12 protein-coding genes are annotated in these 15,535 nt (G+C 69.5%); 11 read left to right on the top strand and 1 reads right to left on the bottom strand.

The annotated features are described in order from the left end of the window. Window positions 1–81: 81 nt before the first annotated feature. From ACQE3C_RS07545 to ACQE3C_RS07520, 6 genes are all read left to right on the top strand, one after another. A complete protein-coding gene (locus ACQE3C_RS07545) occupies window positions 82–3,525 on the top strand; it encodes an ExeM/NucH family extracellular endonuclease (protein WP_434538569.1) in 3,444 nt (1,147 codons plus the stop codon). A 74-nt stretch (window positions 3,526–3,599) separates the two neighbouring features. Next, entirely contained in the window at window positions 3,600–4,742 is a 1,143-nt protein-coding gene (gene ispG / locus ACQE3C_RS07540; protein ID WP_434538568.1) for a flavodoxin-dependent (E)-4-hydroxy-3-methylbut-2-enyl-diphosphate synthase, read from the top strand. Between the two features lie 2 nt (window positions 4,743–4,744). Further along, window positions 4,745–5,578: a GNAT family N-acetyltransferase gene (locus ACQE3C_RS07535; protein WP_434538567.1), complete on the top strand. Its 834-nt coding sequence runs from the start codon at window positions 4,745–4,747 to the stop codon at window positions 5,576–5,578. A 151-nt stretch (window positions 5,579–5,729) separates the two neighbouring features. Then, the gene (locus ACQE3C_RS07530; protein WP_434538566.1) at window positions 5,730–6,185 is read left to right on the top strand and encodes a VOC family protein; all 456 of its coding nucleotides are present in this window, start codon (window positions 5,730–5,732) and stop codon (window positions 6,183–6,185) included. Between the two features lie 113 nt (window positions 6,186–6,298). Then, window positions 6,299–8,059, top strand: a complete 1,761-nt coding sequence (locus ACQE3C_RS07525; protein ID WP_434538700.1) for a proline--tRNA ligase — start codon at window positions 6,299–6,301, stop codon at window positions 8,057–8,059. Between the two features lie 2 nt (window positions 8,060–8,061). After that, window positions 8,062–8,835 (top strand): sulfite exporter TauE/SafE family protein, encoded by a 774-nt coding sequence (locus ACQE3C_RS07520; protein WP_434538565.1) that lies wholly within the window; start codon window positions 8,062–8,064, stop codon window positions 8,833–8,835. Here the strand turns inward: ACQE3C_RS07520 and ACQE3C_RS07515 are convergent, their stop codons facing one another. Further along, complete coding sequence (locus ACQE3C_RS07515; protein WP_434538564.1) at window positions 8,836–9,819, bottom strand: DUF4439 domain-containing protein; 984 nt, start codon at window positions 9,817–9,819, stop codon at window positions 8,836–8,838. A gap of 164 nt (window positions 9,820–9,983) precedes the next feature. Between ACQE3C_RS07515 and rimP the strand changes: the two genes are divergently transcribed. The 5 genes from rimP (at window position 9,984) to rbfA (ending at window position 15,532) form a co-directional block, all read left to right on the top strand. Further along, a complete protein-coding gene (gene rimP / locus ACQE3C_RS07510) occupies window positions 9,984–10,550 on the top strand; it encodes a ribosome maturation factor RimP (protein ID WP_434538563.1) in 567 nt (188 codons plus the stop codon). Window position 10,551: 1 nt separating this feature from the next. Further along, window positions 10,552–11,553, top strand: a complete 1,002-nt coding sequence (gene nusA / locus ACQE3C_RS07505; RefSeq protein ID WP_434538562.1) for a transcription termination factor NusA — start codon at window positions 10,552–10,554, stop codon at window positions 11,551–11,553. A gap of 27 nt (window positions 11,554–11,580) precedes the next feature. Beyond that, window positions 11,581–11,817 carry a YlxR family protein gene (locus ACQE3C_RS07500; RefSeq protein ID WP_434538561.1) on the top strand — a complete coding sequence of 79 codons (237 nt, stop codon included), beginning with the start codon at window positions 11,581–11,583 and terminating at the stop codon, window positions 11,815–11,817. A 172-nt stretch (window positions 11,818–11,989) separates the two neighbouring features. Then, complete coding sequence (gene infB, locus ACQE3C_RS07495) at window positions 11,990–14,938, top strand: translation initiation factor IF-2 (RefSeq protein WP_434538560.1); 2,949 nt, start codon at window positions 11,990–11,992, stop codon at window positions 14,936–14,938. Window positions 14,939–15,067: 129 nt separating this feature from the next. Continuing rightward, a complete protein-coding gene (rbfA, locus tag ACQE3C_RS07490; protein WP_434538559.1) occupies window positions 15,068–15,532 on the top strand; it encodes a 30S ribosome-binding factor RbfA in 465 nt (154 codons plus the stop codon). The last annotated feature ends 3 nt before the right edge of the window (window positions 15,533–15,535 follow it).

Here is a 15,535-nt window from a genome sequence, read left to right as displayed (position 1 = left end):
CTCCACCAGGCCCTAGCCTCAGGGTGCCGGGCGGCGCCTGTCGGCGTGCCCGCATCCATTTCGAACCCCAGAAGGACGACCATGCCAGTCACCTTGAGCCGCCTGAGAGTCGTGGCCGCCACCGCAGTTGCGGGCGCCCTCGCCGCCACAGGCATCATGGCCACCACGTCGACGACCGCCGCCGCGGCCGACGGCCAGCTGATCATCAACGAGGTCTACGGTGGGGGCGGCAACTCCGGCGCCACCTACACCCACGACTTCATCGAGCTGTACAACCCCTCCAACACCCCGGTCAACCTCAATGGTTACCAGCTGGAGTACTTCGCCTCCAACGGCAACTCGGGTGGCGTGTGCAACCTGGACGGCAAGACCGTTCCCGCGAACTCCTACTTCCTCGTCCAGCAGGGCGCCGGCGCCGGCGGGTCGACCCCGCTGCCCAGCCCCGACCACACCTGCTCACTGAACATGGCGGCCAACAACGGCGCGGTGCAGCTGCGCAATGCCGCCGGTGAGGTCGACCTGGTCGGATACGGGCCCTCGGCCTCCCGCTACGAGACCAGCCCCACCGCTACCACCGCCAACGCGACCTCGGCGTCGCGGACCAACTTCGTCGACACCGACAACAACAATCTCGACTTCACCATCGGTTCGGCGACTCCGCAGAACTCCGGCGGCACCACGCCGACCGACCCGCCCACCGAGCCCGGTGACATCACCCCGATCGCGCAGATCCAGGGCACCGGTGCCAGCACCCCGCTGAACGGCCAGCGGATCACCACCGTGGGTGTGGTCACCGCCACCTACCCGACCGGTGGGTTCAACGGCTTCTACATCCAGACCCCCGGCAGCGGTGGCCAGGCCAAGTCGGCCGGTGACGCCTCCGACGGCATCTTCGTCTTCACCCAGACCGCGCCGAGCGTGACCATCGGTGACTGCGTCAATGTCACCGGCACCGCCGGCGAGTTCAGCGGCCTCACCCAGCTCAGCGGCACCCCGGTGATCACCACCGCCACCGGCTGCGCCCCGGTGGTGCCCACCGAGCTCGACACCCTGCCCGCGACCGACGCGGCCAAGGAGGTCTACGAGGGCATGCTGGTGCTGCCGAAGGGCAACTACACCATCACCAACAACTACCAGCTGAACCAGTTCGGCCAGCTGGGCCTTGCCTTCGGTGACGAGCCGCTTTACCAGGCCACCGACGTGGTGCCCTACCAGCAGGCCGTCGCCTACGAGAACGCCCAGCTGACCAAGTGGATCACCCTCGACGACGGTTCGTCGTGGAACTACCTGACCAACAACACGGCCAAAGAGACCCCGCTGCCGTACCTGTCGCAGGCCACGCCGATGCGCACCAACTCGCAGCTCAGCTTCACCAAGCCGGTCATCCTGGACTACCGCTTCCAGTGGAACTTCCAGCCCACCGGGCAGGTCGTCGGCGCCAGTGTTGACTTCCTGACCAGCGAGAACGATCGTCCGACCACGGTGCCCGATGTCGGTGGTGACATCCAGATCGCCAACTTCAACGTGCTGAACTACTTCACCTCGCTCGGCCAGGACGAGGCCGGCTGCCAGCCCTACCGTGACCGCGAGGGCAACCCCGTGGCCGCGAACAACTGCCAGGTGCGCGGCGCGTTCACCCAGTCGGCCTTCGAGGACCAGCAGGCCAAGATCGTGGCTGCCATCAACGGGATGGACGCCGAGGTCGTCGGGCTGATGGAGATCGAGAACTCGGCCAACTTCGGCCAGCACCGCGACTACACCCTCTCGAAGCTCGTCGACGCCCTGAACGCCGATGACCCCACCAAGAACTGGGCGTTCGTGCCCACCAACCCCGGCCAGGTGCCGCCGAACGAGGACAACATCCGGTTGGCCTTCATCTACCGCGCTGACGCCGTCACCCCCGTGGACGGGTCGCAGATCCTGACCGACCCGGCCTTCGCGAACGCCCGCCAGCCGCTGGCCCAGAAGTTCCAGGTCACCGGCACCGACGTCGAGTTCGTGGTCATCGCCAACCACTTCAAGTCGAAGGGTTCCGGCCCCGATGACGGCACCGGCCAGGGCCTCAGCAATGCCTCCCGCAAGGAGCAGGCCACCGCACTGGCGAACTGGGCCGACACCGTCTTCGGTGACGAGGCAGTCTTCCTGACCGGCGACTTCAACGCCTACACCATGGAAGAGCCGATGCAGATCCTCTACGACGCCGGCTACGCCAACGTCCTGACCGAGTGGCAGGCGACCTACCAGTTCAGCGGCCGCCTCGGCTCGCTCGACCACATCGTCGCCAACGCTGCCGCCCAGGCACTGATCAGCGATGCCAAGGTGTGGGAGATCAACGGTGACGAGGCGATCGCGCTGCAGTACTCGCGCCGCAACTACAACATCACCGATTTCCACGCCGACAACGAGTTCGCCTCCTCCGACCACGACCCGGTCGTGGTGGGCATCAACGCCGCCGAGGCCACCGAGGCGCCGTCGGTGACCACCCAGCCGCAGGCCGCCCAGGCCGAGATCGGCGACGACGTCAGCTTCACCGCTGCGGCCTCGGGTGAGCCCGCGCCGACCGTGCAGTGGCAGAGCTCGACCGACGGCACCACCTGGACCGACCTGGCGGGGGAGACCTCGACCACCCTCACCCTCACCGGTGTGACCCTGGCCCAGGACGGCACCCGCTACCGCGCGGTGTTCACCAACAGCACCGGCTCGGTGGAGACCACCGCGGTCACCCTGACCGTGGTCGACAACACCCCGCGGCCGACCTACCCGGCCTCGAATGCCTTCGGTGACCACGACGGTGACGGTGTGGCCGACATCTACGTGGTGACCAGCAACGGCCACCTGGAGCTGTGGAAGGGCTCGGCCACCCAGGCCACCCTGCTCGGCACCCGGGGCACCGTCCTGGCCAACGTGGTGACCGTCAGCCAGATCGGTGACTGGAACGGGGACCGCCGTTCCGACGTGCTGGTGCGTGCTGCCGACAACAACCTGTGGATCTACACCTCGGACGAGTCCGGTGGTCTGGCGCCGTGGCGCCAGGTGGGTCGCAACTGGCAGAACATGGACATCGTCACCTACGTCGGTTCGCTGGACGGCTCGGCCAACCGCTACGTGGTGGCCCGCAGCCAGGCCGACAACCGCCTGTACCGCTACACCATGAGCGCCACCGGCCTGACCGGTGCCACCGTCATCGGCCAGAACTGGCAGGGCATGTCCTCGCTGTTCTCGGTCGGCGACTTCAACGGCGACGGCCTCAGCGACCTGATGGGCATCCGTGCCTCGGACGGCACGCTGTGGCTGTACCTGGGCCAGCGTGACGGCAAGATCGGTTACGCCCGCCAGGTGGGCCGCGGCTGGAGCAACTTCAAGGCCGCCTTCTCGCCCGGTGACCTGAACCGTGACGGCCGCTTCGACCTGGTCGGTGTGCGCAACGACGGGGTCATGTTCGGCTACACCAACAACGGTGCCGGCGGATGGTCCGGTGCTCGCCAGCTGGCGAGCGGTTTCGAGACCGACAAGCTGTTCGCCTGACCTGTGCGAAACACGGCGGCCCCATCACCTCCGGGTGGTGGGGCTGCTGTCGTCGTGGGGGTAGGCTGGGGCGCATGAGCATTGATCTCGGCATGCCCGCGCGTCCGGCTCCGGTACTGGCCCCTCGCCGCAGGACCCGCCAGATCAAGGTTGGCAAGGTTCTGGTCGGCGGCGACGCACCGGTCTCGGTGCAGTCGATGACGACCACCAAGACCACCGACATCAACGCCACCCTGCAGCAGATCGCCGAACTGACCGCGACCGGCTGCGACATCGTCCGGGTGGCCGTGCCCAGTCAGGACGACGCCGACGCGCTGCCCATCATCGCGATGAAGTCGCAGATCCCGGTGATCGCCGACATCCACTTCCAGCCGCGCTACGTCTTCGCCGCGATCGACGCCGGCTGCGCCGCCGTCCGGGTCAACCCCGGCAACATCAAGCAGTTCGACGACAAGATCGCCGACATCGCCAAGGCGGCCACCGACGCCGGGGTCTCCATCCGCATCGGCGTCAACGCCGGCTCCCTCGACAAGCGACTGCTGGAGAAGTACGGCGCACCCACCCCCGCGGCGCTGGTCGAGTCCGCGCTGTGGGAGGCAAGCCTGTTCGAGGACGTCGGCTTCGGCGACTTCAAGATCTCGGTCAAGCACCACGACCCGGTCGTGATGGTGCAGGCCTATGAAGAACTGGCCAGCAAGTGCGACTACCCGCTGCACCTGGGCGTCACCGAGGCCGGCCCCGCCTTCCAGGGCACCATCAAGAGCTCGGTCGCCTTCGGGGCGCTGCTCAGCCAGGGCATCGGTGACACGATCCGGGTCTCGCTGTCTGCCCCGCCGGCCGAAGAGGTCAAGGTGGGCCTGAAGATCCTCGAATCGCTGAACCTGCGCCAGCGCCACCTCGAGATCGTCTCCTGCCCCAGCTGCGGGCGGGCCCAGGTCGACGTCTACACCCTGGCCGAGGAAGTCACCAAGGGCCTGGAAGGCATGACCGTGCCGCTGCGGGTCGCCGTGATGGGCTGCGTCGTGAACGGCCCCGGTGAGGCCCGTGAGGCCGACCTCGGGGTGGCCAGCGGCAACGGCAAGGGCCAGATCTTCGTCAAGGGTGAGGTGATCAAGACCGTGCCCGAATCAGAGATCGTGGCCACCCTGATCGCCGAGGCGAACCGGCTGGCCGCCGACATGCCCGAGGTGGGCTCTCCGGACGTGACGGTCGGCTGACGATGCGCGCCCGGGTGCGGGTGCTCGGCAGGTCCGACCTCGAGCAGGCGATGACCCTGCTCAATGCCAACCCCATCGAAAACCTCTTCGTCCTGGCCCGCGTGGCCACCCACGGACTGGAACGCCTGCACCTCGGCTGCGAGGTCTACGGCCTCGAAGGTGACGGGCAACTGCGTGCCCTGGTGCACGCCGGCTCGAACGTCGTGCCCGTCAACGTCGACCAGGACAATGTGGCCCTCTTCGCCCAACGCATCGGCCCGCTGCGCCAGGCGTCCTCGATCATGGGCAACGCCGCCCAGGTGCGGATGCTGTGGGAGGAGCTCAGCCGGCGTGGCAGCAGCTGGTCGCGGGTCCGCGAGGTCCGCGCCCGCCAGCCACTGATGGCTATCTCGGGTGACCCGCTGGTCGAGGGTGACCCGAGGGTCCGGGTGGTCACCATGGACGACTTCCGGGCCTACTTCACCGCGGCCGTGGCCATGTACACCGAGGAAGTCGGTGTCTCACCGATGGAGTCCAGCGGCTCCTACCGGCGCTACATGCAGGAACTGGTCTCCCAGGGGCGGGCCTTCGGCATCATCGAGAACGGCAAGGTGCTGTTCAAGGCCGACATCGGTGCGGTCTTCGGACCCCTGTGCCAGATCCAGGGCGTCTGGCTCGCCCCCGAACTGCGCGGGCAGCGGGTCTCGGTGCCCGCGATGGCGCAGGTGGTGCGACTTGCCCAGCCCCGCTACCCGGTGCAGTCGCTCTACGTCAACGACTTCAACACCCGCGCCCGGCGGCTGTACCACACCGTCGGCTTCGAGACGGTGGGGGAGTTCGCCACCGTCCTGTACTAGACCTCCGGGTCGGGTCGATGAACTCACCGTGCAGGGCCGCTCGAAGCTCAGCGAGGCAGTGGCGGGTTTCCTTCGAGCGATTCGGCTGCGGTCGGCGTGATCCGAGGTTGTTGGCCGGTGATGCACGGGACTGCGGTGCTGTACTGATCACATGGCTGACATGAGGCAGGTCCAGGTCACCTTCGACTGCGCCGATCCCGACCGGCTCGCCCGCTTCTGGTGTGAAGTGCTTGGCTACGTGGTTGACCCGCCGCCGCCGGGTTTCGAGTCCTGGCCCGACTTCCTCCGTACGCAGGGCGTTCCCGAGCACCTGTGGAACGCCCGCAGCGCGTGCAGTGACCCCTCCGGTCGCGGGCCGCGGCTGTTCTTCCAGCGGGTGCCCGAGTCCAAGACTGTGAAGAACCGGCTGCACCTCGACGTGCGTGCCGCTCCCGGCCTCAAGGAGGACGCCCGCATGGCTGCCCTCGAGGCCGAATGCGCCCGGCTGCTGGGGTTGGGGGCCAGTCGTCGTGACCACTGGCCGGCCGATGGCGACGACCTGCAGGGCATGGACCAGGGGTTCATCGTGATGCTCGACCCCGAGGGCAACGAGTTCTGCTTGGACTGATGCGGCAGGGCAGCCGGGTCTGGGGGGATAGCATGCCTGAGGTGTGTCTGCCGCGCGCAGACACCCGGACACACCTTTGACCCACCGAAAGGCCACCACCCGTGATCACGCGAATGTCATCGCTGTTCGTGCGCACCCTGCGCGAGGACCCGGCCGACGCCGAGGTGCCCAGCCACCGTTGGCTGGTGCGCGCCGGCTACATTCGCCGCGCCGCCCCCGGCATCTACTCCTGGCTGCCGCTCGGCCTGGCTGTGCTGCACAAGGTCTCCGAGATCGTCCGCGAGGAGATGGTGGCCATGGGTGCCCAGGAGGTCGCCTTCCCCGCCCTGCTGCCGCGGGAACCCTACGAGCTCACCAACCGGTGGACCGAGTACGGCGACGACGTGTTCACCCTGCAGGACCGGCGCGGCAACGACATGCTGCTCGGCCCCACCCACGAGGAAATGTTCACCCTGCTGGTCAAGGACCTCTACCGCTCCTACAAGGACCTGCCGGTCAGCCTGTTCCAGATCCAGACCAAGTACCGCGACGAGGCCCGTCCCCGCGCGGGGCTGCTGCGTGGCCGCGAGTTCATCATGAAGGACTCCTACTCCTTCGACGTGGACGACGCCGGGCTCGAGGCCAGCTACCTGGCCCACCGCGAGGCCTACATCCGCATCTTCGACCGGCTCGGGTTCGACTACGCCATCGTCCAGGCCGATGCCGGTGCGATGGGCGGCTCGGCCTCGGAGGAGTTCCTGGTGGTCGCCGAGAACGGTGAGGACACCTTCGTCCGCTCACCGGGTGGCTACGCCGCCAACGTCGAGGCCGTCCGCACCCCGGTGCCCGACCCGCTGCCCGTCGACGGGCTGCCCGCCGCCCACGTCGAGGACACCCCCGACAGCAGCACCATCGAGGCGCTGGTGGCGCTCAGCAACCAGCAGTTCCCCCGCACCGACCGGGAATGGGGCGCCGCCGACACCCTGAAGAACGTGCTGTTCATGCTGCGCCACCCCGACGGCATCAGCGAAGCCCTGGCCGTCGGCCTGCCCGGTGACCGCGAGGTCGACCCCAAGCGCCTCGAGGTGGCCGTGGCCCCTGCCGAGGCCCAGCCGTTCACCGATGAGGACTTCGCCGCCAACCCCGGCCTGGTGAAGGGCTACATCGGCCCGGTCCTCGACGGCGCTGCCGTGCTCGGCGAGCAGGGCACCAGCAAGGTGCGCTACCTGCTCGACCCGCGCGTGGGTGAGGGCACCAGCTGGGTCACCGGCGCCAACCAGGCCGGCAAGCACGTCTACGGGCTGGTCGCCGGCCGCGACTTCACCGCCGACGGCACCATCGACGTCGCCGAGGTGCGCGAGGGCGACCCCGCGCCCGATGGTTCGGGGCCGATGAGCCTGGCCCGCGGCATCGAGATGGGACACATCTTCCAGCTCGGCCGCAAGTACGCCGAGGCGCTGGGGCTGCAGGTGCTCGACCAGAACGGCAAGCTGGTCACCGTCACCATGGGCTCCTACGGCATTGGTGTCTCCCGCGCCGTCGCCGCGATCGCCGAGGGCACCGCAGACGAGGCCGGCCTGGTCTGGCCCCGCGCGGTCGCCCCCTTCGACGTCGTGGTGCTGGCGACCGGCAAGGGTGACGAGATCGCCCAGGCCGCCGAGCGCCTCGCCCTCGACCTCGACGCCCGGGGTGTCGCGGTGCTGCTGGACGACCGCAAGGCCTCGCCCGGGGTCAAGTTCGCCGACGCCGAGCTGATCGGCGTGCCCACCAGCGTGGTCGTCGGACGAGGACTCGCCGAGGGCAACGTCGAGATCAAGGACCGCGCCTCCGGGCAGGCCCGGGCCGTGGCCCTGGCCGACGCGGTGGACGAGGTGCTCTCCGAGATTGGTCGCTGAGGGTGGACCTGGCCTGGTACGTGGTCGGCTTCCTGGTGCTGGCTGCCCTGGTGGCCGGCTGGGTCGACGCCGTGGTCGGCGGGGGAGGGCTGATCCAACTGCCCTCCCTGCTGATCGGCCTGCCCGACGTCTCGGTGCCCACCATCAGCGGGACGAACAAGATCTCCGCGGTCGCCGGCACCGCCATGGCCACCGGGATCTACCTGCGCAAGGTCAAGGTGAACTGGGCCCTGGCGTTGCCGCTGGTCGCTGCGGCCTATCTCGGCTCCACCCTCGGGGCCGGGCTGGTCACGCTCATCCCGCGGGAGGCGTTCACCCCGATCGTGTTGGTGGCCCTGGTCGCGGTGGGCATCTACACCGTGCGCAAGAAGAACATGGGCCTGGAACATGCACCCCGCCACCGCGGGCTGAAGATGGTCGCGGTGCTGGTGGCCATCGGCCTGGTCGTCGGCGTCTACGACGGGTTCCTCGGCCCGGGCACCGGCAGCTTCTTCGTGATCGGCATGGTCGCGCTGCTCGGCTACGGCTTCCTGCAGGCCTCGGCGATGGCGAAGCTGGCCAACCTGACCACCAACATCGCTGCCATCGCCGTGCTGCGCCACCACATCTCCTGGGGCATCGGCCTGACCATGGCGGTGGCGAACCTGACCGGTGGCTTCCTGGGTGCGCAGATGGCGGTTCGGCTCGGCAACAGCTTCGTCCGCAAGGTCTTCCTGGTCGTGGTCTCCATCCTGGTCGTGCGGCTCGGCTGGGACACGATCAGCATGTTGTGGTGATCACACCCAGCCGGGGAAGAAGCTGATCGACCCCCCGCGGCCCTGCACGGCCCGGCCCTGAGCCTCCATCGCGGTGATGGCTGCCGCCCGGCCGGCGGATGGGCTGGCGGCCGCCACCGGGGCGTGTGCGGCGAACACCTGCTGTTCGACCAGCGTCCAGGTGGCGGCGACCTGGTCGGCCGTGGAGGTCGCCCCGGGCAGGTCATAGCCGGGCAGCGGCCCGACGGGGTCGGCGCCGAGTGCCCTGATCAGGGCCTGTTGCTCGACCACCAGCCCACGCACCTGCGCCAGCCGGTTCTGGTAGGCGGTGCGCACCTCACCGTCGGTGATGCCGACCCCGACCTCCAGCAGTTGCGCCAGCGCATGCAGGTGGGCCAGCAGCACATTGCGGCAGGCGGCCTCCTCGTCCACCTCGACCGGGCCGGGCAGCGGCCCGGCCACCGGCACCGGGCCGGGACTCGCGTGCAGGGTGGTCGCTGCGGCCAGCGAGGCCCACAGCATCGCCAGGTCGGGCGAGGCGGCGCCGGTGGCGCGGGCCGAATGCGCGCCGGCCAGGTCGGCAGCTGCGCTCGTCCACTGCTCAAGCCCAATGCCGGGAGCGGCCGGCGGCGCGCTCGCGCTGGGGCTGAACCACGGCTGCGGGGTGGCCAGGCCGCCGAGGGGGTCGCGGGAGGTCAGTACCGCCACATGGGCCGCCAGCATCGCCGAGACCGCCTCGACCCAGGCTGCCGGCGCCGCGGCGCCCAGGCCGCTCACCAGGGCCCGCAGGCCCTCGACCTCGTCCGCGGCCGCCACGAACTCCGGCTCGGGGGAGGGCACCGGCGGCGGTTCCAGGGAGTTGGTGCCACGGACCACGGGGTCGGTCAGCGAGGCGCACCCGGCCAACGCGGCCACCGGGGCGGCCAACAGCAGCCCCAGGGTGCCTCGACGCGACCACCCACCCGCCGGCGCAGGGGGTGGGGACAACTGGTGCGTGGACGACATGGCAAGGAGCCTAATGGAGCCCGGTCGCTCGGGCCCGACCCGCCGGGCGGGGCGCTCGAACGGGCCCGCGCGAGTGGGGCCGCCGACGCGGGTGCCGGGCTATCATGGTCAATCACAATTGCAGAACAACCAGACACACAAACGAATCGAAGGGACCGACTGTGATGAACGAAGACGCCCTGCGGGAGCTGTTGCAACCGCTGCTGGAGTCCTCCGGGCTGGAACTGGACAACCTGGTGGTCATCCCGGCCGGACGCCGCTCGGTCCTGAGGATCACCGTCGACGGCGAGGGCCCCAAGGGACGCGGCCCGCTGCTGGACGACATCGCCGCCGCCACCCGGATGATCTCCGACGCGCTCGATGATTCCACGGCCGTCGGCAACAACCCCTACACCCTCGAGGTGTCCAGCCGGGGCACCAGCACCCCGCTGACCGAGCCGAAGCACTACCGCCGCAACCGTGGCCGGCTGGTCAAGCTTGCGCTGGTCGGTGGTGAGTCGCTGACCGCCCGCCTGCTGTCGGCCGACGAGACCGGCGTGCAGGTCGAGTTCACCCCCGAACGCACCAAGCAGGTCAAGCACCCCCAGCCGGAGACCCGGGGGCTCAGCTATGACCAGATCACCAAGGCAGTCATCCAGGTCGAACTGAACCGTCCCTTCGACCCCGAGCTGGACGACGAACCGGGCGCCGACGGGGACGACTCGTCTGAGACCGAAGAGCAGGAGGACTGAGATGGACATCGACCTGAGTGCGCTGCGCGCCATCGAGCGGGACAAGGAAATCCCGCTGGACTACCTGGTCAAGGCGATCGAGGACGCCATGCTCAACGCCTACGAGAAGACCGACCACCACGTGGCCGGTGCCCGCGTCGAACTCAACCGCAAGACCGGCAAGGTCAGCGTGCTGGCCCCCGACCGGGACGAGGACGGAGAAGTGGTCGGCTGGTACGACGACACGCCGGCCGACTTCGGGCGGGTCGCCGCCTCGACCGCACGCCAGGTGATCTTCCAACGGCTGCGCGAGGCCGAGGACGACCAGAAGTACGGCCGCTTCATGGCCTCCGAGGGCGACATCCTCACCGGCGTCATCCAGCAGGACCGCGACCCCCGCGTCGTGCGGGTCGACCTGGGTGAGATCGAGGCCATCATGCCCGCCGCTGAACAGGTGCCCGGTGAGGACTACAGCCATGGCCGTCGCCTGCGCGTCTATGTGGTGGCCGTCCGCAAGGAACTCAAGGGCCCCCAGGTCACCGTCTCGCGCACCCACCCCGGGCTGGTGAAGAAGCTGTTCGCGCTCGAGGTGCCCGAGATCGAACAGGGCATCGTCGAGATCATGGAGATCGCTCGCGAGGCCGGGCACCGTACCAAGATCGCCGTGCTGTCCAAGCGGCCCGACGTCTCGGCCAAGGGTGCCTGCATCGGCCCGATGGGACAGCGGGTGCGGGCAGTGATGCACGAGTTGAACGAAGAGAAGATCGACATCATCGATTGGTCCGAGGACCCGGCCGAGTTCGTCGCCCAGGCGCTGTCACCGGCCAAGGTCTCCAGCGTCACCGTGGTCGACCGGGCTGCCCGGGCCGCACGGGTGGTCGTGCCCGACTACCAGTTGTCCCTGGCGATCGGGCGCGAGGGACAGAACGCCCGACTGGCCGCCCGACTGACCGGTTGGCGCATCGACATCCGGCCCGACACCGAGCCCACCGGCCCCTCCTCGGCACCCGCACCGGGGGCCTAGCCGGTGGCCGCACCCCAACGCACCTGCGTGGGTTGTCGCCACACCACCGACCAGGACGAACTCACCCGGTTCGTCCTGGTCGATTCGGTCCTCACCCACGACCCTGACCGGACGCTGCCGGGGCGCGGGGTCTGGCTGCACCCCAGCGCCGACTGCCTGCAGCAGGCAGCCAGGCGCGGCGGGTTCGCCCGCAGCCTGCGCCGCAGCGTCGATGTCACCCCGCTGCTCGCTTCCCATTGGCCGGATGGGGCCACGGGGCGCTAAACTGGCCGCTGCGCCTGCACCCGTCGTGCCTGCGCGTTCCGACAACACCGGTATCGGTGTGAACCAGAAGGTGGGCTGACGCTCATGACCACTCGATGAGTACCCCGCAATGAGCAAGAACAACAACAACCTGGTTCGGTGACCCAAGAGAGACCGGACCTGAAGGAGAGTAGTGGCCAAGGTCCGTGTCTACGAGCTCGCGAAGGAGCTCGGACTCGAAAGCAAAGATGTCCTGGAGAAGCTGAAGGGAATGGGCGAATTCGTCCGCTCGGCTTCCTCCACCGTGGAAGCACCCGTCGTCCGGCGCCTGAAGGATGCCGTCGAACGCGACGCCAAGGGTGGTGGCGGCACCAAGGATTCCAACCCCACCGCACCGCGCCCCGGTGCGGCTGCGCCGCGTCCCGGCGCCCCCCGGCCCGGCGCCGGCACCGCGAGCCCGCGCCCTGCCGCGCCCGCACCCTCCTCGGGTGAGGCGGCCGGCACCGCGAACACCGAGGCAGCACCGTCGGCTCCCGCCGACAACCCGACCCCGCCGCGGCCGGGAGCTACCCCGCGCCCGTCGGCCGCCCCGCTGCCGGGTGCCCCGGCCCCGCGTCCGGCTGCCCAGGCCCCGCGCCCCGGTGGTCAGGCCCCGCGTCCGGGTGCCCAGGCGCCCCGACCCGGGCAGCAGGCCCCTCGTCCGGGTGGCCAGCAGGCACCCCGGCCCGGCCAGCAGCAGCGCCCCACCTCCGGTGGTGCCCGCCCCGCGCCGCGTCCCGGCGCCAGCGGCGGCCTGCCCAGCTCGACCCCGCGTCCGCGCCCCCAGGGCACCCCGCGCCCGGGCAACAACCCGTTCGCGTCCTCCCAGGGCATGGGGGTGCGTCGTCCGCGCCCCGAGGGTGGCGCACCGGCCGGCGGTCGTCCCGGCCCGCGTGAGGGCGGCGCCCCCCGCCCCGGTGGCACCGGTGGCGACGGCCAGCGGATGCCCCGTCCCGGCGGTTCGTCAGGCATGCCCCGGCCGAACCCGGCGATGATGCCCAAGCAGCAGTCCCAGTCCCTGCAGCCCAGCACTGCTCGTGGTGCCGGTGGTCGTGGTGGTCCCCGCCGCGGCGGCCCCGGTGGTCCCGGTGGCGGTGGCCCCAACCGTGGGCCCGGCATGGGCGGTGGGCCGGTCGGCCCCGTCGGTGGCGGAGGTCGCGGCCGTGGCCGCACCGGCGGCACCCAGGGTGCGTTCGGTCGTGGCGGAGCCGGTGGACGCCGGGGCCGCAAGTCGAAGAAGCAGCGCAGGCAGGAATTCGACCAGATGGAGGCGCCGCTGATCGGTGGCGTGCGCGTCCGCCAGGGCGACGGTTCCACTGTTCGGCTTCGCCGCGGTGCCTCGTTGACCGACCTCGCCGAGAAGATCGGCGTCGAACCGGCATCGCTGGTGCAGGTGTTGTTCAACCTGGGCGAAATGGTCACCGCGACCCAGTCGGTGGCCGACGAGACCCTGCAGGTGCTGGGCGCTGAGCTCAACTACACCATCGAGGTCGTCTCGCCCGAGGACGAGGACCGCGAGCTGCTGGAGAGCTTCGACCTCGATTTCGGCACCGATGAGGGCGACGAGGACGACCTGGAGCAGCGTCCCCCGGTGGTCACCGTCATGGGTCACGTCGACCACGGCAAGACCAAGCTGCTCGACTTCCTGCGCTCGGCCAATGTGGCGGGCAAGGAGGCCGGTGGCATCACCCAGGCCATCGGCGCCTACCAGGTCGAGACCACCGTCGACGAAGTGGACCGCAAGATCACCCTGATCGACACCCCCGGTCACGAGGCCTTCACCCAGATGCGTGCCCGTGGTGCGAAATCGACCGACATCGCCATCCTGGTGGTGGCCGCCGACGACGGTGTGATGCCGCAGACGATCGAGGCGCTCAACCACGCCAAGGCCGCCGACGTGCCGGTCGTGGTGGCGGTGAACAAGATCGACAAGCCGACCGCTGACCCGGACAAGGTCCGTGGGCAACTGACCGAGTTCGGGCTGGTGCCCGAGGAGTACGGCGGCGACACCATGTTCGTCAACGTCTCGGCGCTGACCGGCCAGGGCATCGACGACCTGCTGGAGGCCGTCGTGCTGACCGCCGACGCCGCCCTCGACCTGCGCGCCAACCCGAGCATGGCAGCCCAAGGTGTGGCCATCGAGGCGCACCTGGACAAGGGACGTGGCCCCGTCGCCACCGCCCTGGTCCAGCGCGGCACGCTGAAGATCGGTGACTCCATCGTCGCCGGCTCGGCCTACGGTCGCGTGCGTGCCCTGATCAACGACCGCGGTGACTCGGTCGACGAGGCCCCGCCGGCGATGCCGGTGCAGGTCCTCGGCCTGACCAGCGTGCCGGGTGCCGGCGACAACTTCCTGGTTGTCGACGACGACCGGATGGCTCGCCAGATCGCCGACAAGCGTGAGGCCCGCATGCGGGCCGCCGCCCAGGCGGCCGGTTCGCGGCGCAAGACCCTCGACCAGCTGTTCGAGCAGCTCGAGAAGGGCGAGACGCAGGAACTGCTGCTCATCCTCAAGGGCGACGGCGCTGGTTCGGTCGAAGCCCTGGAGGACGCCCTGTCGAAGATCGACGTCGGCGACGAGGTGTCGCTGCGTGTCATCGACCGCGGTGTGGGTGCCATCACCGAGACCAACGTCTCGCTGGCAGCCGCGTCCAAGGCCGTCATCATCGGCTTCAACGTGCGCCCCACGGTGCACGCCGCCCAGATGGCCGACCGCGAGAACGTCGATGTGCGCTACCACACCGTAATCTACTCGGCGATCGACGAGATCGAGGCCGCGCTCAAGGGCATGCTCAAGCCGATCTACGAAGAGAAGCAGCTCGGCATGGCCGAGATCCGCGAAATCTTCCGGTCGTCGAAGTTCGGCAACATCGCCGGCTGCATGGTCACCTCCGGCCTCATGCGTCGCAACGCCAAGGCTCGACTGCTCCGTGACGGGGTCGTGGTCCGCGAGACCACCATCGCGTCGCTGCGCCGCGAGAAGGACGATGCGACCGAGGTCCGAGAGGGCTACGAATGTGGCCTGACCCTGGAGAACTACAACGACATCCAGATCGGCGACGAGATCGAAACCTACGAGATGGTCGAGAAGCCGCGCGACTGATCGAGGGTTACCGTGGTGGGGCGAGGCGACAGCTTCGCCCCACTGCTGTCCCCGGACCACCACGTCGCACCCGACACACCGCCGCACCGATACGCAGCAGCACCAGGAACACCGCCCACCACAGGAGGAATGATGAGCACCAACCCCCGCGTCGCCAAGCTGGCCGACCAGATCAAGGTCGTGGTCGCAGAGACCCTGGAGCGCCGCATCAAGGACCCGCGGCTCGGTTTCATCACGGTCACCGACGTCCGCCTCACCGGCGACTCACGCGAGGCGACCGTCTTCTACACCGTGATGGGCGACGACCAGGACCGTGCCGGCACCGAAGCTGCCCTGGCCTCGGCCACCGGCCTGCTGCGCTCGACCGTCGGCAAGCGGCTCGGCCTGCGCTACGCCCCGACGCTGGCGTTCGTGCTGGACGCGACCGCCGACACCGCCCAGGCGATGGAGGAACTGCTCGCTGAGACCCGTCGCCGCGACGCCGAACTGCAGGCCCAGTCGGCCGGTGCCACCTACGCCGGTGACGCCGACCCCTACCGCCGCGACGAGGACGACGACGACAGCGACGAGGCCGACGACAGCGACGAGGCCTGATCC

Source organism: Aestuariimicrobium sp. Y1814 (genome assembly GCF_050113895.1).
GTDB lineage: Bacteria > Actinomycetota > Actinomycetes > Propionibacteriales > Propionibacteriaceae > Aestuariimicrobium.
The sequence above is the reverse complement of the archived record's forward strand: the minus strand, read 5'-3'. Positions and strand labels throughout refer to the sequence as shown.